Source organism: Cupriavidus sp. OV096 (assembly GCF_900115455.1).
Taxonomy (GTDB): Bacteria; Pseudomonadota; Gammaproteobacteria; order Burkholderiales; family Burkholderiaceae; genus Cupriavidus.
Genome location: NZ_FOWM01000003.1, coordinates 229,762 through 247,870 on the forward strand (window position 1 = coordinate 229,762; position 18,109 = coordinate 247,870).

The 18,109-nt window shown below is 65.1% G+C and carries 19 protein-coding genes; 10 read left to right on the forward strand and 9 right to left on the reverse strand.

Annotated elements, in window-relative coordinates; genetic code table 11:
• Positions 1-39 precede the first annotated feature (39 nt).
• The 6 genes from iscU (at position 40) to iscX (ending at position 3,954) form a co-directional block, all read left to right on the forward strand.
• Entirely contained in the window at positions 40-444 is a 405-nt protein-coding gene (iscU, locus tag BM115_RS08350; RefSeq protein ID WP_092292573.1) for a Fe-S cluster assembly scaffold IscU, read from the forward strand.
• A gap of 78 nt (positions 445-522) precedes the next feature.
• Complete coding sequence (gene iscA / locus BM115_RS08355; protein WP_092292575.1) at positions 523-843, forward strand: iron-sulfur cluster assembly protein IscA; 321 nt, start codon at positions 523-525, stop codon at positions 841-843.
• A gap of 76 nt (positions 844-919) precedes the next feature.
• Positions 920-1,438, forward strand: a complete 519-nt coding sequence (gene hscB, locus BM115_RS08360) for a Fe-S protein assembly co-chaperone HscB (RefSeq protein ID WP_092292577.1) — start codon at positions 920-922, stop codon at positions 1,436-1,438.
• A gap of 78 nt (positions 1,439-1,516) precedes the next feature.
• Positions 1,517-3,382 (forward strand): Fe-S protein assembly chaperone HscA, encoded by a 1,866-nt coding sequence (gene hscA / locus BM115_RS08365; RefSeq protein ID WP_092292579.1) that lies wholly within the window; start codon positions 1,517-1,519, stop codon positions 3,380-3,382.
• A gap of 37 nt (positions 3,383-3,419) precedes the next feature.
• Positions 3,420-3,758: an ISC system 2Fe-2S type ferredoxin gene (fdx, locus tag BM115_RS08370; protein WP_092292581.1), complete on the forward strand. Its 339-nt coding sequence runs from the start codon at positions 3,420-3,422 to the stop codon at positions 3,756-3,758.
• Between the two features lies 1 nt (position 3,759).
• Positions 3,760-3,954, forward strand: coding sequence for a Fe-S cluster assembly protein IscX (iscX, locus tag BM115_RS08375; protein WP_092292583.1), 195 nt, complete (start codon positions 3,760-3,762; stop codon positions 3,952-3,954).
• Positions 3,955-4,046: 92 nt separating this feature from the next.
• Here the strand turns inward: iscX and BM115_RS08380 are convergent, their stop codons facing one another.
• The 5 genes from BM115_RS08380 to prfB all read right to left on the reverse strand — a co-directional run bounded on the left by BM115_RS08380 (position 4,047) and on the right by prfB (position 9,742).
• A complete protein-coding gene (locus BM115_RS08380) occupies positions 4,047-4,742 on the reverse strand; it encodes a glycine zipper 2TM domain-containing protein (protein WP_092292585.1) in 696 nt (231 codons plus the stop codon).
• A gap of 627 nt (positions 4,743-5,369) precedes the next feature.
• On the reverse strand, positions 5,370-5,960 hold the full coding sequence (locus BM115_RS08385) for a peptidoglycan recognition protein family protein (protein ID WP_092292587.1): 591 nt from the start codon (positions 5,958-5,960) through the stop codon (positions 5,370-5,372).
• Between the two features lie 221 nt (positions 5,961-6,181).
• Positions 6,182-7,714 (reverse strand): lysine--tRNA ligase, encoded by a 1,533-nt coding sequence (gene lysS / locus BM115_RS08390; protein ID WP_092292589.1) that lies wholly within the window; start codon positions 7,712-7,714, stop codon positions 6,182-6,184.
• A gap of 55 nt (positions 7,715-7,769) precedes the next feature.
• The gene (locus BM115_RS08395) at positions 7,770-8,528 is read right to left on the reverse strand and encodes an SDR family oxidoreductase (RefSeq protein WP_092292592.1); all 759 of its coding nucleotides are present in this window, start codon (positions 8,526-8,528) and stop codon (positions 7,770-7,772) included.
• A 109-nt stretch (positions 8,529-8,637) separates the two neighbouring features.
• Positions 8,638-9,742 (reverse strand): peptide chain release factor 2 gene (prfB, locus tag BM115_RS27065; protein ID WP_143093866.1). Its coding sequence is split into 2 segments (ribosomal slippage): positions 8,638-9,660 and positions 9,662-9,742, totalling 1,104 coding nucleotides; the frame shifts between segments, so codons are not numbered across the junction.
• Between the two features lie 176 nt (positions 9,743-9,918).
• On the opposite strand from prfB, the gene BM115_RS08405 reads away from it, so the two are divergent.
• Positions 9,919-10,665 carry a M23 family metallopeptidase gene (locus BM115_RS08405; protein WP_092292596.1) on the forward strand — a complete coding sequence of 249 codons (747 nt, stop codon included), beginning with the start codon at positions 9,919-9,921 and terminating at the stop codon, positions 10,663-10,665.
• A gap of 19 nt (positions 10,666-10,684) precedes the next feature.
• Here BM115_RS08405 and BM115_RS08410 read toward each other — a convergent pair whose 3' ends face one another.
• The 4 genes from BM115_RS08410 to BM115_RS08425 form a co-directional block, all read right to left on the reverse strand.
• Positions 10,685-11,194, reverse strand: coding sequence for a hypothetical protein (locus BM115_RS08410; protein WP_255370742.1), 510 nt, complete (start codon positions 11,192-11,194; stop codon positions 10,685-10,687).
• A complete protein-coding gene (locus tag BM115_RS08415; protein ID WP_092292598.1) occupies positions 11,191-12,069 on the reverse strand; it encodes a hypothetical protein in 879 nt (292 codons plus the stop codon). Before BM115_RS08415 ends, BM115_RS08410 begins: the two co-directional genes overlap by 4 nt.
• A 116-nt stretch (positions 12,070-12,185) precedes the next feature.
• Positions 12,186-13,886, reverse strand: a complete 1,701-nt coding sequence (gene recJ / locus BM115_RS08420; protein WP_092292600.1) for a single-stranded-DNA-specific exonuclease RecJ — start codon at positions 13,884-13,886, stop codon at positions 12,186-12,188.
• Positions 13,887-13,933: 47 nt separating this feature from the next.
• Complete coding sequence (locus tag BM115_RS08425; RefSeq protein ID WP_092292602.1) at positions 13,934-15,094, reverse strand: hypothetical protein; 1,161 nt, start codon at positions 15,092-15,094, stop codon at positions 13,934-13,936.
• A gap of 102 nt (positions 15,095-15,196) precedes the next feature.
• Here BM115_RS08425 and BM115_RS08430 point away from each other — a divergent pair, with 102 nt between their 5' ends.
• Genes BM115_RS08430 through BM115_RS08440 form a run of 3 tightly spaced genes read left to right on the forward strand, consistent with a single transcriptional unit; the run spans position 15,197 to position 18,081 of the window.
• Positions 15,197-16,447, forward strand: coding sequence for a lipoprotein-releasing ABC transporter permease subunit (locus BM115_RS08430; RefSeq protein ID WP_092292604.1), 1,251 nt, complete (start codon positions 15,197-15,199; stop codon positions 16,445-16,447).
• Positions 16,440-17,189 (forward strand): lipoprotein-releasing ABC transporter ATP-binding protein LolD, encoded by a 750-nt coding sequence (lolD, locus tag BM115_RS08435; RefSeq protein WP_092292606.1) that lies wholly within the window; start codon positions 16,440-16,442, stop codon positions 17,187-17,189. Before BM115_RS08430 ends, lolD begins: the two co-directional genes overlap by 8 nt.
• A gap of 49 nt (positions 17,190-17,238) precedes the next feature.
• Positions 17,239-18,081: a TatD family hydrolase gene (locus BM115_RS08440; protein ID WP_092292608.1), complete on the forward strand. Its 843-nt coding sequence runs from the start codon at positions 17,239-17,241 to the stop codon at positions 18,079-18,081.
• The last annotated feature ends 28 nt before the right edge of the window (positions 18,082-18,109 follow it).

Genomic DNA, 18,109 nt, shown 5'->3' on the forward strand with positions numbered 1-18,109 from the left:
ATAACGACCCCCATTCAAGATTCGTCAGAGGTAGCCAAAATGTCTTACAGCAACAAGGTTCTCGACCACTATGAAAATCCGCGCAACGTCGGTTCGTTCGACAAGAACGACGACGCGGTGGGCACCGGCATGGTCGGCGCTCCGGCCTGCGGCGACGTGATGAAGCTGCAGATCAAGGTGAATGAGGCGGGCGTGATCGAAGACGCCAAGTTCAAGACCTACGGTTGCGGCTCGGCCATCGCGTCGTCGTCGCTGGTGACCGAATGGGTCAAGGGCAAGACCGTCGACCAGGCCCTTGAGATCAAGAACACGCACATCGCCGAGGAACTGGCGCTGCCGCCGGTGAAGATCCACTGCTCGATCCTGGCCGAGGACGCCATCAAGGCGGCGGTCGACGACTACAAGAAGAAGCACGGCGTTCCCGCCGCGCAGCAGGCTGCCTGATCGGCGGACTGGCTTTTTCGTTGGAAACTGCCGCGCCCGGCGCATTGGCCGGACGCGGTGTCTGACAGCAAGGCAACGATGATCACAATGACCGAAAAGGCGGCGAAGCACGTCGCCCGCTACCTGGAACGCCGCGGCAAGGGCGTGGGCCTGCGCGTGGGTGTGAAGACCACCGGCTGCTCCGGCCTGGCGTACAAGCTTGAATACGTGGACGAAGTGCTACCCGAGGACCAGGTCTTCGAGACGCGGGGCCTCAAGGTGATCGTCGACCCGAAAAGTCTGCCGTACATCGACGGCACTGAACTGGACTTCGCACGCGAAGGGTTGAACGAGGGTTTCCGCTTCAACAACCCGAACGTCAAGGACGAGTGCGGCTGCGGCGAGTCGTTCCGGGTCTGATATCCGGCGACGCGCTGAAGTGCAATGAAGTGCGAAAGGGGGGCGGCGTGGCCGCTCCTTTTTGTTGGGGAAGGTTTTGAAAGACGATTTTTTCTCGCTGTTCGGCTTGCCGGTGCGCTTCGATGTGGATCAGGCATCACTCGATGAAGCCTACCGCACCGTGCAGTCTCAGGCCCATCCGGACCGCTTTGCCAACGCCGGCGACGCCGAGCGGCGCGTGGCGATGCAATGGGCCGCGCACGCCAACGAAGCCTATCGCACGCTGCGCCAGCCGCTGAAACGCGCCATCTACCTGCTCACGCTGCGCGGCGTGGACATCCAGGCGGAGAACAATACCGCCATGGCCCCGGCCTTCCTGATGCAGCAGATGGAATGGCGCGAGGCGCTGCAGGAAGCGGTGGAAGACCGCGCAACGGACCGGCTCGACGGCCTGCTGCGCGACCTGCGCCAGGAACGGCGCGAGCGCCTGGAGGCGCTCGGCGCGCTGCTCGATGCCGGCAGCAATGAGGCAGCCGGCGCTGCGGCGCGGCAATTGATGTTTATCGAGAAGATCGAACACGACGCCAGCGAGGCGATCGACCGGCTGGAAAACTAGGCGAATCGCCAGTCTCCCGGCACGGTCCTCCCCGGCGAAGTCCGGACATCGCCCCACAAGAACACGCGAAGAATCATCATGGCACTGCTCCAGATTTCCGAACCCGGCATGTCGCCGGCCCCGCACCAGCGGCGCCTGGCAGTCGGTATCGACCTTGGCACCACCAACTCGCTGGTGGCTGCCGTGCGCAACAGCATTCCCGAAGTGTTGTCCGACGAGCGCGGCCGTCCGCTGCTGCCCTCGGTCGTGCGCTACCTGCCGGACCGTACGGCCCACATCGGCTATCGCGCACAGGACGAAGCCGTGCGCGACCCCAAGAACACCATCGTCTCCGTCAAGCGTTTCATGGGCCGTGGCCTGCGCGACGTGGCCAATATCGAGCACAGCCCGTACGACTTCGTCGATGCGCCGGGCATGGTGCAGATCAAGACTGCCGCCGGGGTGAAGAGCCCGGTGGAGGTGTCGGCCGAGATCCTGGCGACGCTGCGTCAGCGCGCCGAGGATTCGCTTGGCGACGATCTCGTCGGCGCCGTGATCACGGTGCCGGCCTATTTCGATGACGCCCAGCGCCAGGCCACCAAGGACGCGGCCCAACTGGCCGGCCTGGAGGTGCTGCGCCTGCTCAACGAGCCGACCGCGGCGGCCATTGCCTACGGCCTCGACAACGCGGCCGAAGGGATTTACGCGGTTTACGATCTCGGCGGCGGCACCTTCGACATCTCCGTGCTCAAGCTGACCAAGGGCGTGTTCGAAGTGATGTCCACCGGCGGTGACTCCGCGCTTGGTGGTGACGATTTCGATCAGCGCCTGCTGTGCTGGATCGTGGAACAGGCCGGCCTGCAGCCGCTGTCCGCCGAAGACACCCGGCTGCTGATGGTGCGCGCCCGTGCCGCCAAGGAAGCCTTGTCCGAGAGCGACAGCACGGTGATCGACGCGGTGCTGGCCAGTGGCGAGATCGTTCACCTGCCGCTGTCCGCCTCGGTTTTCAACGATATTACGAAGCATCTGGTGCAGAAAACGCTGGCGCCGGCGCGCAAGGCGCTGCGCGATGCCGGCGTCGAGACGCAGGACGTGAAGGGCGTCGTGCTGGTGGGCGGTGCCACGCGCATGCCGTCGATCCGCAAGGCTGTGGGCGACTACTTCGGCCAGACGCCGCTGACCAACCTCGATCCGGACAAGGTTGTGGCCCTCGGCGCCGCCATGCAGGCCAACCTGCTGGCCGGCAACCACGCGCCCGGCGAGGACTGGCTGCTGCTCGACGTGATTCCGCTCTCGCTGGGCGTGGAAACGATGGGCGGACTGGTCGAGAAGATCATCCCGCGCAACAGCACGATTCCCGTGGCACGCGCCCAGGAATTCACGACGTTCAAGGACGGCCAGACCGCGATCGCGATCCACGTGCTTCAGGGCGAGCGCGAATTGGCGAGCGATTGCCGCTCGCTGGCGCGCTTCGAGCTGCGCGGCATTCCGCCGATGGTGGCCGGTGCCGCGCGGATCCGCGTGACCTATCAGGTGGATGCCGACGGCCTGCTGTCGGTGGCCGCGCGCGAGATGCACTCGGGCGTGGAGGCGTCAGTCTCGGTCAAGCCGTCCTACGGCCTGGCTGACGACGACATCGCGCGCATGCTGCAGGACAGCTTCCGCGAGGCCGAGCACGACATGAAGACCCGCGCGCTGGCCGAGGAACGCGTGGAAGCCGAACGGCTGGTGGAAGCCACCACGCGCGCGCTCGAGGTGGACGGCGACCTGCTGACCGCCGAGGAGCGCGCGAGCGTGGAAGTGCTGATGGCCAATGTGCGACAGATTGCAACAGGCGACGACCACCACGCGATCAAGACCGCCGTGGAGCGGTTGTCGCATGGCACGGACGAATTTGCCGCACGCCGCATGGACCGCTCGATCAAGAGCGCGCTGGCGGGGCGCAAGGTGCAGGAGCTCGGCTGAGCCGCACCGAATTGAGAATAGTCATACCAGGACAGACATGGCACAAATCATCGTATTGCCTCACGTGGAACTGTGCCCCGAGGGGGCCGTGTTCGAGGCACCCCAGGGCACCAGCATTTGCGACGCGCTGCTGAGCCAGGGCATCAACATCGAGCACGCCTGCGAGAAGTCTTGCGCCTGCACCACGTGCCACGTGGTAGTGCGCGAAGGCTTCAATTCGCTGGAAGACGCCGAGGAAAAGGAAGAAGACCTGCTCGACAAGGCCTGGGGCCTGGAGCCGAACTCGCGCCTGTCTTGCCAGGCGCTGGTGGCGGACGCGGATCTGACCGTAGAAATTCCAAAATACACGATCAACCACGCCAAGGAAGGCCACTGAGATGAAATGGACTGACACCTTCGACATCGCCGCGGCGCTCTACGACAAGTACCCCGAGGTGGACCCAGTGACGGTCCGCTTCACGCAACTGCGCCAGTGGGTCCTTGAACTGGACGGCTTCGACGACCTGCCCGAGCGCTCGGGTGAGAAGATTCTCGAGGCGATCCAGGCTGCGTGGATCGAGGAAGCGGCGTAAGGCTGCACCTATCGTAGATCGATGAAAAACGGCCGCGCTGGCATCCACCAGCGCGGCCGTTTCGCTTTCCCAGGGGAAGCGCTTACCCCCGCTTACCCCGTTACCAGCACGCCACGTTCCATGTGGACACGCTGGCCCACATCGACCCCCGGCGGGTTCTTGTAGGTGAAGGTACGGCGCGTGCCATCGTCCATCTGCACGCTGACGCGGTAGGCCTTGTCCTTGTTCACGTGCTTCTCGACCACGTTGCCGGCGTAACCGCCCGCCGCCGCACCGGCTACGGTGCCGAGAATCCGGCCGTTGCCGCTGCCGATCTGGTTGCCGAGCAGGCCGCCCACCACGGCGCCGCCGACCGCGCCCACGCCGCTGGTGGGCTTCTCCGATTCCACGACGCTCACGGCCGTGACGCGGCCAGCCGTATGGCTGGGCCGGGTGGCGGGACGCTCCTCGGCCTGAGCCTGCTGCGCGGGCGGCTCGTTACGCGCCTGCTGGGATTGTTGGGATTGCTGGGCCTGTTGAGCCTGTTGGGCGTCATAAGCCGGCGGGCGGGTGGTCGAACCCGGCGGGGGGGTAATGGACTGGGTGGCGACCGGGGCCGGGTAGTCGGCTGGCCCCTGGTTCGCCTTCGTGAGCGGCAACACGCCGGTCACGGCCGCCACCGCGGTCAGGCTGGCCACCACTACGGCGACTGCCGCGGCGCCGACCAGCGGGTGCAGGCGGCGCTGGGGCGGCAGCGGCGGGGTGGGCGAATTCGACGGATGGGCGGTAGCGGGAGTGGGGTGCTGCATTTGTTGTTCTCCGGGTGACCGGACTTGCCGGTCGATACCCCAAGTGTGGCCGAATCGCGCCCCGATTGCCGTTCGATTTTGTAAGCATTCGTAGCGCGGAAAACCCTTGTCAATCATGGGTTTGTCGCGCTATCGGAGTGCGTCCTACAGGCGCTCCAGTAACAAATTTGGCTCATGGAAGCGGGCGCTCCCTCTAACATTTTCCCTCATCCTCAAGCCCGTAAGTACATGCGAAGGGGTCGTACCATTTGTTCTTTCCATAGTAGACGTAGACCTTATCGCCTCCGTGCGTCCATACCAGTGTTGCCGTCCCGCCGGAATATAGGCTCCACGCCCCGGTACTGCTGTCCCCGAACACGACGGTGCCCGTGGCATAACATGGGGAGTAGTAGTCGTGGAGCACCTTGCGCGCCTGGACAGGGTATATCTTGGAAAAGAAGTTCTTTACCTGCGTCACCGTTGGCCGGAATCTCTTGCATAGCTCGGCTGTCCGCGGATCTCCATCTGGTAGCGATTGGCCGACTTCTTCAATCACCACTTTTCTGACATCTCTGGCTGAGCAAAGCGCGGCCGTCATGCACAGCAAAACAAAGGCAGCGGATCTCAAGAGGGGAAGAGTTCTTGATCTCACCATTTTGCGGTCCTCGCTTCGGTCAGGTTCTTGTAGGAAATATCGGGGTGCCGATAGACTTCCCGCGCCGCCACCGCAAAGGTGTCCATGAGCTCTGAGATCAGCCAGTCCAATGAAGAGTTTTGAGCGGCAGTTACATCCTCGTAAACTTCCTTGTTCTTGGGTCCGATGGCCATGCCTACCAGCTCTATGCCTATCGAGTCATGATTGGATGGAAATCGGTTGGGCCATTTTTTCTTTACTTCGTGTCGATGTAGCGCACCAGTTCCGAGCTTGGATATCTTGTCTAGCTCGATGGGAGAGCACTGTTTGGTCAAAATGCAGCGCGACCGGAGTCGTCCGACGTGATTCGTCACTCTCCGCAAGGATGCGGTTTGATAGATGATGCCGTCCTTGTCTATCAAGAAGTGAGCGCCATTGGCCGCAACATCGCCATAGCTGTTAAATGTATGGGACGACTCCGGGGCGCTTGTCTGGTGTACAACGATCCCATTTACGGTATCCATCGGTCCGCGCTCGATCTTCGGGAAAATCTTCACCTTCACTCGCTCCGCGTCGACATGCCCTTGCTTCGTAATAAATAGCATCCTCGCTCCTGGTTAGGTCGCCCTTATCAACTGGGGGCGGCCATCAACCTAGCAGGAGCGAACACAGGGAAACAATCGCTGATTCCTTAAACCGCGGGTACAGAGACGTTCGCATTTCGGTCGCCACAAAGAAAAACCCCACACTCGAAAAAGTGTGGGGTTTGTCAGTGGTCTGCCACCTGCCACGCATGCGGTGGGTTGTCTGGGTGCGTACCTGCGGTTCAGTCCTCGCGGCGCAGGTGCGGGAACAGGATGACGTCGCGGATGTTCGGGCTGTCGGTCAGCAGCATCACCAGACGGTCGATGCCGATGCCGCAGCCACCCGTCGGAGGCATGCCGTACTCGAGCGCGCGGATGTAGTCGGCGTCGAAGTACATCGCTTCCTCGTCGCCGGCGTCCTTCTGCTCCACCTGCTTGCGGAAGCGGTCAGCCTGATCCTCGGCATCGTTCAATTCCGAGAAGCCGTTAGCGATCTCGCGGCCCGTGATGAACAGCTCGAAACGCTCGGTGATGCCCGGCAACGTGTCCGAGGCGCGCGCCAGCGGTGACACTTCGACGGGGTAATCGACGATAAAGGTCGGCTCCCACAGTTGGCTCTCGGCCGTTTCCTCAAACAGCACCAGCTGCAGCGTGCCGAGGCCGGCGTTCAGGAACTGCGGCGCGCTCGTATTCACGCCAAATTTCTTCAGTTCGGTGCGCAGGAAATCGGCATCGGTCAGTTGCGCGTCGGTGTACTCGGGCGCGAACTTCTGGATCGCCTGGCAGATCGTCAGGCGATGGAACGGCTTGGCGAGATCCAACTCGCGGCCCTGGTAGGTCACCGTGGCGCTGCCGCGCGCATCGATGGCCGCCTGGCGGATCAGGTTCTCGGTGAAGTCCATCAGCCAGCGGTAGTCCGTGTAGGCCGCGTAGAACTCCATCATCGTGAACTCGGGGTTGTGGCGCGGGCTCACCCCTTCGTTACGGAAATTACGATTGATTTCGAACACGCGCTCGAAGCCGCCGACGACCAGGCGCTTCAGATACAGCTCGGGCGCGATGCGCAGGAACATCTGCATGTCCAGCGCGTTGTGGTGCGTAATGAAAGGCTTGGCCGCCGCACCGCCCGGAATCGGGTGCAGCATCGGCGTTTCCACTTCCATGAAGCCGGCGTCGGCCATATGGCGGCGCAGCGACGAAATGGCGTTTGTACGAGCCCGGAACGTGGCGCGTGTCTCGGGCGAGACGATCAGGTCCACATAGCGCTGGCGGTACTTGGTCTCCTGGTCGGCCAGGCCGTGGAACTTGTCCGGCAGCGGGCGCAGCGACTTCGACAGCAGGCGTAGTTCGCGCACCTGCACCGACAGCTCACCCTTGTTGGTGCGGAACAGCTCGCCGCGCGCGCTGATGATGTCGCCCAGGTCCCAGTGCTTGAACGCGGCGTAGACGTCTTCGCCCACCTTGTCACGCGTGACGTAGAACTGGATCTGGCCGCTGCCGTCCTGCACGGTCGCAAAGCTGGCCTTGCCCATCACGCGCTTGAGCATCATCCGGCCGGCGATGGCCACTTCCACGGGCTGCGCTTCCAGCGTGGCCTGGTCGGTCTCGCCGTGCTCGGCGTGGAGCGCGGCGGCCTGATGCGTCGGGCGGAAGTCGTTGGGGAAGGCCACGCCTTGCTGGCGCAGGGCCTGCAGTTTCTCGCGCCGCTCCGCGATGATCTTGTTCTCGTCGGCGGCAGGCGTATCGGCGGCTGGGGCGCGGGTCGGTTCGGTCATGATGTGTCGGTGGATCGCTCCGGCTTGGCGCCGGCGCGGTTCGGTTCAGTTCGGTTCAGTAATTGCGGATGTCGTCGAGTTCGGTCTTGCCGAAGTCGGGACGCTCCAGGTAAGCCACGATGCGCCGCGCCGTGTCTTCGGGCGAGGCGAGCTGGTCGTTGGCCTTGAGATCGCGGAAGCGCTGCACGGCCGCGAAGTCCGCACCGCGGATGGTTTCCTGCATGTCGGTATCGACCACGCCCGGCGCCAGCGCCACGGCGCGCACCGCGCGCGGCTCCGGCACGCTCGCGAACTCGGCGTTAACCGAGCGGATGAACATGTCGAGCGCGGCCTTGCCGGCGCAATAGGCGCTCCAGCCCGGCACCGGGTTGCGCGCGGCGCCCGACGAGATCGCCAGCACCTTGCGCGCGCAGTCAAAGCGGGCAGTGTGCTCGATGAACGCGCCTGTCATGGTCATCGGCGTGGCCAGGTTGGTCAGCAGATGGGGGATGAGCGTGGTCTCGTGCAGCGCCGTGATCGGGCCAATCGGCTCTACCACGCCGGCATTGAGGATCAGCGTCACGCTGGCCGGGGCATCGTCCACGGCATCAAGCACGCTGCCCAGCCAGCCGGCGGCCGCGCTGGGCTGGGACAGGTCCTGCAGGTGCCAGGCCACCGGCACGCCGCTGGCGGCGATATCCGCCTCCAGTTCGGGGCTGCGGCTGCGCGCCACGCAGATCACCCGGTTGCCCGGTTTCAGCAACGCGCGGGTCAGTGCCGCGCCCAGGCCGCGCGATGCGCCCGTGACGATATAGAGATGGATACCTGCGCTCATGGTGCCCCGGATGTCCTGGTGGTCTTGGTGGTTCGAAGTTGAAGCGGAATGCGTCGAAGTTGGCCGGCGGAAACCGGCGCGCCACCCCGGGGGCGGCGCGCTGGTCTGCTTACAGGCCCTGTTTCAGGCTGGCCTCGATGAACGGATCGAGGTCGCCGTCCAGCACCTTCTGGGTGTTGGACATTTCCACATTGGTGCGCAGGTCCTTGATCCGGCTCTGGTCCAGCACATACGAGCGGATCTGGTGGCCCCAGCCCACATCGGTCTTGCCGGCTTCGAGCTTGTCGGCCTCGGCCTGACGCTTGCGCATCTCATGCTCGTACAGGCGCGACTTCAGCATCGACATGGCCTCGGCACGGTTACGGTGCTGCGAACGGTCGTTCTGGCACTGCACGACGATGCCGGTGGGGATGTGGGTAATCCGCACCGCCGAATCGGTCTTGTTGATGTGCTGCCCGCCCGCGCCCGATGCGCGGTAGGTATCCACGCGCAGGTCGGCCGGATTGACTTCCACCTCGAACGAATCGTCCACCTCGGGGTAAACGAACACCGACGAGAACGACGTATGGCGGCCGCCCGACGAATCGAACGGCGACTTGCGCACCAGGCGGTGCACGCCGGTCTCGGTACGCAGGTAGCCGAACGCGTAGTCGCCCTCGATCTTGATGGTGGCGCTCTTGATGCCGGCCACGTCGCCCTCGGACTCTTCGAGCACCTCGGCCTTGAAGCCCTTGCGCTCGCAGTACTTCAGGTACTGGCGCAGCAGCATCGACGCCCAGTCGCACGCTTCCGTGCCGCCGGCGCCGGCCTGGATGTCGATGAAGGCGTTGGCCTGGTCCATCTCGCCCGAGAACATGCGGCGGAATTCCATGCCGGCCACGATCTCCTCGAAGCCCTTGACGTCGGTTTCGATGGATTCGAGCGTTTCATCGTCGCCTTCCTCGCGCGCGAGCTCGAACAGCTCGTCGGCGCCAGTCAGGTCGTCCGTCAGCTTGCCGAGGACCTGTACCACGGCCTCGAGCGCTTTCTTTTCCTTACCCAGGTCCTGGGCCCGCTTGGGGTTGTTCCAGACCTCGGGGTCTTCCAGCTCGCCGTTGACTTCGTCCAGGCGTCCTACTTTGACATCGTAGTCAAAGATACCCCCGTAGATCTTCCGTCCGGGAACGGAGATCGGAGATGGCACCGGAGATGGCGTTGAGGCGTTCTGCTTCCATGATGTTCCTGCGCTTCCAAAACCTTGAATTATAGCGGATTGGCGCCGTAAATCCCGGGAGGGATCGTCGCGTGTGGCGAACCGTTCGCGATGCGAACGGTCTACCAGGGGATCGCGGCGCCACTTGGCAACACTTCGGCGACAATATCGGTGAATAACAGGAGTGAATTCGGACGCATGACAGCAAGCAACTTCGCCAGACCAGACGTGTCTGCGGCCCGCCGCCGCGCGCTGGGCCGCCTTGGCGCGGCAACGATGGCCACGCTCACGGCCACGCTGCTCGCCGCCTGTGGCACGACCCCGACAGAACCGGCGCCGGACGGCTTCTACCGCGTGGAACGCGGCGACACCATGTACTCGATCGCCCGGCGCAACCGGCGCTCCGTGGCCGAACTGGCCCGCTGGAACGACCTGACGGACACCAACCAGATCGAGGTCGGGCAACTGATCCGGGTGCGGCCGCCAGCCGCGGCGGCGGCAGCGTCGGCATCGGCACCGTCCAAATCATCGGAAAAATCTGAAAATTCGGCCAAACAGGCCGATACCGCGCCATCGCGCCCGCCGGCCAACGCCATCAAGCTGCAATGGCCGGCCGACGGCCGCGTGACGGGCCGCTTCGCCCTGCCGGCCGAGAAGGGCCTGCGGATCGAGGTGCCGGCCAACGGCAAGGTCCGCGCTGCCGCCAGCGGCTGGGCCATCCACGTCGGCACCCTGCGCGGCTACGGCATGCTGGTGATCGTGAAGCACAGCGACGACTGGCTGACCGTGTACGGCAACCTCGACAAACCGCTGGTCAAGGAAGGCGCCCGCATCACCACGGGGCAGGAAATCGGCAGCATGGCCGGCGCGGCCGAGCTGCACTTCGAGGTGCGCGGCAACGGCAAGCCGGTGAATCCAGCCACCTACCTGCCGGCGCGCGGGTAGGGAGATTGCCTGCGGCAGGCTATTGGGCGCCTGGATCTTTCGGTTTGGGCGCCTTGAATGGCTTGATCACGTATTTCTCGCCATGCTTGCGGCAGTCATTGGCGACGGCGCGCCACCAGGCTTCGGTGACGAGGTAGGTGCTGCCGTTGATATCGTCGGGGGTAGGGACGGTGTCCCGGCCCAATTTCAAGGTGCGATTCGCAGCCGTCAACCCGATGTCACGCATATCCCGATACAGATTTCCCCGCCATAGCATGAGGGTTTGCTCCTCGTCCCATAGCACCCAAGCCTGGGACGTGCCGTCTGGCCATTTGTAGCCAACGGCGCAGAAGCGATTGGTTCGACCATTCTTTCCGGAGCTCAATAGAACATGCTTCATGGCGTGGAGTGGCTGTCGATAATAGGGATTCGTTGATACCTTAATTCGGCTGCTCGCCACTTCGGCAATGCCAGGCGGCAGCGGGCCTGCTGCCTGGGTGCTGAGGCAGGCAAAGGCCAGTATCACGGGCAAGATGAATCGTTGCTTCATCGCCTTGCCTCCAGTGCTCCGCTGGTGTTCGGCGTCAATTGAGCCAGGAATGCGTCGGTCAGGGTATAGAAGTCCTGGCCGCCCTTGGCGCGAAACTTGACGAAGTTGTGCCCTGGGCTATCCGAGCCTTCAGTTTTCCATGCGTATAGCTTCTTGGGGCAAGGGTCGGCGCCGGCCTTCGTGCCCTTGGAGACGGCGATAGCATGTTCCACAAAGATCTGATGAGATCTGTAACGATTGTCTGCACCATCGTGCGCCAGATTGAGTATGGCGTTCAGTGTGACGTTCTGCGCTGGAGCCAGTTGTGGAAATTGCTCAAAGCCTTCGACCTGTCGTTGAGCCTTGATCAGCGTGGTCAAAGTGGAGGCGCCCCGAGCGGAGAAGTGTTGCGGCCCCAACTTCAGACGGTTCCGAAGTACGTGCACCATCCACTGCATGCTCTCCAGCGACTCATCCAGGCTCACAAACTTGGGATGGCTCGGGGCGGCGTTCTCGACAATCAACATCCGCGCGAGAATCCCTGCCTCGGTATCCGCTTCCGGGAGCTTGAGTCGCGGCTCAAGCTCCACGGTCAGCCGTGCCGTATTGCTGTCCTTATGTTGCAGTCGCCCCTGTGCGTCTGTTACGTAAGCGTCCAGATGGACGACGCGTCGGCTGACGATGCTGTGATCCTGCACTTCCAGTCGGAGCACCTGCTCGGCTCTTCTGTCATCGACCCTTAGCGGCACGACGCTTAGGACGCTGTCAGTACTCCGGAGAACGAGGTGTTTCCTATGTGGACCGAGTCCGGAAACCTTGAACTGGAGTCGATTCCCCGGAAAGAGGGTGATTTGCGCGCCGAGTGGCGCGCCGTTGCTGCGCAGGAGTTTGGCCATATTGCTTCAACCATGAGGAGGAAGCGGCCATTGTTCAGGCCCGCGACTGCGCGCGTAAATCGTAGAACAGCGGAAATGTGTACCAGTTTTCCGCAGTCCCGCCAGCGTCTGCCGATTTACTGCGCGTGTTCGATCACCAGTTGCACGCGCGTGACCCCGTTGAAGGTGTTGTTGTCCAGCCGGTAGGCCACCGTCGCGCTGGCGCCGTCGAGGGCGTCGGCGTGGTTGAACCAGATCGCGTCGAAGCGCTGGCTGCCGCGCCCCAGTTGCAGCTTCAGATGCTTGCCCTTGAGCACGGTCTGGCGCAGGACATCGAATTCCCCGCAGAACGTGGGGGGCGGGAAGCCCTGGCCCCAGACCTGACCTTCTAGCAATGCGACGAATTCCGGGCTGAAGCACGATTCCTCGATGTCGCCATCGGTCTCGATCACGCGCGCCAGCTGGTCGTCCGTCAGCCATTCGCGGCCAACGGCTTCGAACGCCGACATGAAGGTGTCGAAGTCGGCCGAGCGTACGGTCAGGCCAGCCGCCATCGCATGTCCGCCAAATTTCACGAGCAGGCCGGGGTGCCGCTTCGACACCAGATCGAGCGCATCGCGCAGGTGGAACCCGGGGATCGAGCGGCCCGAGCCCTTGATGTGTTCCTCGTCGCCCGGTGCGAAAGTGATGGTCGGGCGGTGGAATTTCTCCTTGAGCCGCGACGCCACGATGCCGATGACCCCCTGGTGCCAGGTGTCGTTGAACACGCTGAGCGTGTAGCGCGATGCCGGATCCAGTCCCGCCAGCGGCTGTTCCAGGATCTGCAGGGCCTCCTGCTGCATGCCGGCCTCAATATCGCGCCGCTCGCGGTTCATGCCGTCCAGTTCTTGGGCGATTTCCCACGCGCGGTTCGGGTCGTCGGTCAGCAGGCATTCGATGCCGAGCGACATGTCGGCGAGCCGTCCCGCCGCATTGAGCCGGGGACCCAGGCCGAAACCAAGGTCGAACGTGTTCGCCCGCGTGGCCTCACGCCCAGCCGCGCGGAACAGCGCCGCCACGCCCGGATGCATGCGCCCGGCGCGCATCCGGCGCAGCCCCTGGGCCACGAGGATGCGGTTGTTGGTGTCCAGCTTCACAACGTCCGCGACGGTACCGAGCGCGACGAGGTCAAGCAGGGTTTGCAGCGGCGGCTGGGTCGCCTGGGTGAACGCGCCGCGCCGGCGCAGCTCCGCACGCAGGGCCAGCAGCACGTAGAACATCACGCCCACGCCCGCCAGGTTCTTGCTCGGGAACTCGCAGCCGGGCTGGTTTGGGTTGACGATGACCGCCGCCTCCGGCAGCTCCGCGCCGGGGAGGTGGTGGTCGGTCACCACCACGTCGATGCCGAGCGCATTGGCCGCCGCCACGCCGTCGACCGATGCAATGCCGTTGTCGACGGTGACGATGACGTCCGGCTGCTGCTGGGCGGCCAGCGCCACGATCTCGGGCGTCAGCCCGTAGCCGTACTCGAAGCGGTTTGGTACGATGAAATCCACGCGCGCGCCGAGCATCCGCAGCCCGCGCACGCCCACGGCGCAGGCCGTGGCGCCGTCGCAGTCGTAGTCGGCCACGATCAGCAGCTTGCGGTTGGCGGCGATGGCATCGGCCAGATACTCGGCCGCGTGGCCGATGCCCTTCATCGTCGTGGGCGGTGTCAGTTCCGGCAGTTCGGTGGCCAGGTCGGACGGATGCAGCACGCCGCGCGCCGACAGGATGCGGGCCAGCGTGGGGTGCAGGCCCGACTTGGCCAGCACATCGGCGTGGGGTTCGGAATAAGAGCGGATGGCGATCCGGGTCATGGTCGTTTGTCCAGAAAAGCGGGCGCGAAAAGCGGAAAACGCGCGGATCAGGCCACCATGGCCAGGTCGGAAAGCAGGGCGCGCCAGTCGCCGCGCGCGCCCATGCCACGCCAGAACTTGCGCAGGTCGGCACGCCGCACGGTGAACTCGGCGTAGTGGTTGTCGCCGCCCAGCACGAGGGTGACGCCCATGATGCGGCCATCGGCCAAGGCCGCCAGTACCGGGGTGAACCACTCGGCGTCGAGTGCGTGCATGCGCTCAAGCCAGAGGCCCCAGTCCTGGGCGATATGGGCCTCGGTGGCGGTGTCGAGCATCGCCATGACATGGCCGTCGGCCTTCGCAATTTCCTCGAATTTGGCTGGCTGCGGGTCAAGCAGGCTATCGCTGGCGAGGGCCAGGCCAGCCAGGAAGGGGTCGTCCGTCAGCACGGCGTCGGCCAGCCGGTTGACGAGGCTCAGCTTGCCCCCGCCGTGGAGCCACACTGAATTAATGGTCAGGCGGCCCTCGGCCTCGCGCGCCTGGTTGACCGGATGGTCGTGCCAGGTCATCTGGATCTCGTTCTGGAGGCGTCGCCAGTCGCGCGCCCGCGCGCCGGCTTGCAGCCAGATGTCGATATTGCGGCCCGTGGCGCGCACCGGCGTGGTGGCTTCCAGCTCGCCGAATACATCGTCGGCCACATACCAGCGGGCGGGGTGGGGCGCGTCCAGCGCAATGCCGGACTCACGGAGCAGGTCGTCGATGGCGGCGCGCAGCGCAGCGGCCTCGTCGGGGCGGATCTCAAGCTGGTCCGGATGCATCAACACAAGGTGATCCCGCGCCGCGTGGATATGAACCGGCTGGAGGCAGGCCCAGCCCTGATCGCCGTTCTCTTCCCGGATCAGGGAGGCGGCAGGCGGCGCCTGGGCGGGGTCCGGCAGGCGGTCCGCGGCACGTTGCCGCAGGTCGGCCAGGCGCATAAAAGGCGCAGTCGGCACCTGCCGGGTGTCCAGGCCGGCCCGGCCGGCCAGCCAGCGCTCCTGCGGCAGGGTGCGCAGGAACGGATCGTCGTGGGTCTCGCGCGGGCCCGGGGCGGCGCGGGTGAGCAACTTTCCGAGCGCCGGCAACTCCAACTGCCGCAGCAGCGCGCTGGAGACGACGTCGTCCGCGGCGTCGTTGCCGGCGCCAGGCGGGACGGAAAAGGGCACAATCAGGGTCAGGTGCGTCATCATGGTTGCCGAGATTGTAAACTTCCGGCTGGCCGGCGCCAGTTTTCCGTCACCCAAGGGGGGCGGATGGCCCGCCGGCGCGACTTCCGAACAACAGGATTCCTCTTGAACTTTCCCTACGAGTGGCAGATCGGCTGGCGATACACCCGCGCAAGCAAGCGCGCCAGCCGCAATACGTTCATTTCGTTCATTTCCATGATCTCGATGTTTGGCATCGCCCTCGGTGTGGCGGCGCTGATTGTCGTGCTGTCGGTCATGAACGGCTTCCAGAAGGAAGTGCGGGACCGCATGCTGTCGGTCCTCGCCCATATCGAGGTCATCGCCCCGGGACCGTTGCCCGACTGGCACAAGACCGCCGCCGAGGCCATGCGGAACAAGGAAGTGGTGGGGGCGGCGCCCTACGTGGCCGCCCAGGCCATGCTCACCCGCGAAGACGCGGTGCGCGGCGTGCTGCTGCGTGGTGTGGATCCTGCCGAGGAGCCGAAGGTCTCCGACGTGGGCAACCAGTTCCGCGCCGGCAGCATGAACGCGCTGGTGCCGGGCGGCTTTGGCATCGCGCTCGGCAATGAACTGGCCAACGCCATGGGCGTGCGCGTCGGCGACAAGGTGACGCTGGTGGCGCCGCAGGGCACCATCACGCCGGCCGGCGTACTGCCGCGGCTCAAGCAGTTCACCGTAGTTGGCGTGTTTTCGTCCGGCCACTACGAGTTCGACAGCGCCCTGGCCCTGATCGACATCGAGGACGCCGAAACACTGTTCCGCCAGTCCGGCCCCACCGGTGTGCGGCTCAAGCTGTCCGACATGCAGCGGGCCCCCCAGGTGGCCCAGGAGCTGGCCGGCACGATGAGCGGCGAGCTGTACCTGCGCGACTGGTCCAAGCAGAACCGCAACTGGTTCGCCGCCGTTCAGACCGAGAAGCGCATGATGTTCATCATCCTGACGCTGATCATCGCCGTGGCGGCGTTCAACCTCGTCTCCACGCTGGTCATGACCGTGACCGACAAGCAGGCCGACATCGCCATCCTGCGCACAATGGGCGCCCAGCCGCGCTCGATCATGAAGATCTTCATCGTCCAGGGCGTGGCGATCGGCTTCATCGGCACCGTCCTCGGCGTGCTCGGCGGCACGCTGATCGCGACCAATATCGACGTGATCGTGCCCTTTATCGAACGGGTGCTGCATGTGCAGTTCCTGCCACGTGACATCTATTTCATTAGCGAACTGCCTTCGGACCCTCGCGTGAACGACATCGCCACCATCGGCATCATCTCCTTCGTGCTGGCCACCCTGGCCACGATCTACCCCAGCTGGCGCGCCGCGCGCGTGAACCCGGCGGAGGCGCTGCGCTATGAGTGACACCTCCCTGCTCCAGGAAGCCGCCACCCTCCCGGCAGTGCCCGGCCTCGCCGTGCAGTCCGGCACGCCGGTGCTTGTGGCCGAGGGCCTGTCCAAGCGTTTCCGCCAGGGCGGCCTCGACGTGGACGTCCTGCGCGGCGTAGACGTGCGCGTTGACGCTGGCGAGAAGGTTGCCATCGTCGGCGCGTCCGGCTCCGGCAAGTCCACGCTGCTGCACGTGCTGGGCGGGCTGGACAACCCCGACGCCGGCCGCGTTGCACTGCTCGGCAAGCCGTTCACCTCGCTGCGCGAGAGCGAGCGGAATACCGTTCGCAACCGCGCGCTCGGCTTCGTCTACCAATTCCACCACCTGCTGCCCGAATTCACCGCGCTGGACAACGTCGCCATGCCGATGCGCATCCGTGGCCTCAAGGAACGCGAGGCGCGCGCCGCCGCGCAAGCCATGCTCGAGCGCGTGGGCCTGGGCGGGCGGGCAAAGCACCGTCCCGGCGAGCTGTCCGGCGGCGAGCGCCAGCGCGTGGCCGTCGCCCGCGCGCTGGTCGGCCAGCCGGCCTGCGTGCTGGCCGACGAGCCCACCGGCAACCTCGACGACCACACGGCCGGCGGCGTGTACGACCTGATGCTCGAACTGTCGCGTACGCTCGGCACGAGCTTCGTCATCGTCACCCACGACACGGACCTCGCTGGCCGCTGCGACCGCGTGTTGCGCCTGCGCGACGGGCACCTGCACCGCGAACGCTGACCGGACATCGGTCCTCACCCCAACCGACCCACCGCCCCGCGCCCCCACCATGTGGATCGATACCCACTGCCACCTCGACGCCAGCGAGTTCGATAGCGACCGCGCGGGCGTCACGCGCGCGGCGGCCGAGGCTGGCGTCTCGGGCATTGTGCTGCCTGCCGTGGCGGTGTCCAACTTCGATGCCGTGCGCGCGCTGGCCCATGCCGGCACCGAGGCGGACGGCGCCCCCTGTGTCTACGCGCTCGGCATCCATCCCCTCTGCACACCTGGCGCCGGGCAGCAGGATCTGGACGAATTGCGACGCCAGGTAGCCGCGTCGATGGACGATCCGCGCTTCGTCGCCATCGGCGAAATCGGCCTCGACTTCTTCGTCCCGGGTCTGGACGTCGCCCATCAGACGTGGCTCTACACCGAGCAGGTGAAGATCGCGCGCGACTTCGATCTTCCCGTGCTGCTGCACGTGCGCAAGTCGCAGGACCAAGTCTATGCGCAACTGCGCCGCGTGGGCGTGCGGCAGGGCATTGCACACGCCTTCAACGGCAGCCACGAACAGGCGCGCCGCTATGTCGAGCACGGCATGAAGCTCGGCTTCGGCGGCAACCTGACCTTCTCTCGCGCCAAACAGATCCGCCGGCTTGCGGCGGAATTACCGCTCGAGGCCATCGTGCTCGAGACCGACGCGCCCGACATCGCGCCGGCCTGGCTCTCCGACGACCAGTTCGGCGAGCAGCACAAAGCGCGCAACACACCGGGCGAGGTGGTGGGCGTGGCGCGAGTACTCGGCGAACTGCGTGGCGTGCCGGAAGCTGAACTGGCGCAGGCCATGTGGCGCAACTCGGTGGCGGCGCTGCCGCGTCTGGCGGCGTTTGCAGACATCATGGCGCCGCGCTGAACGCGTGGCAAGACGCCGGCCGCCGTTT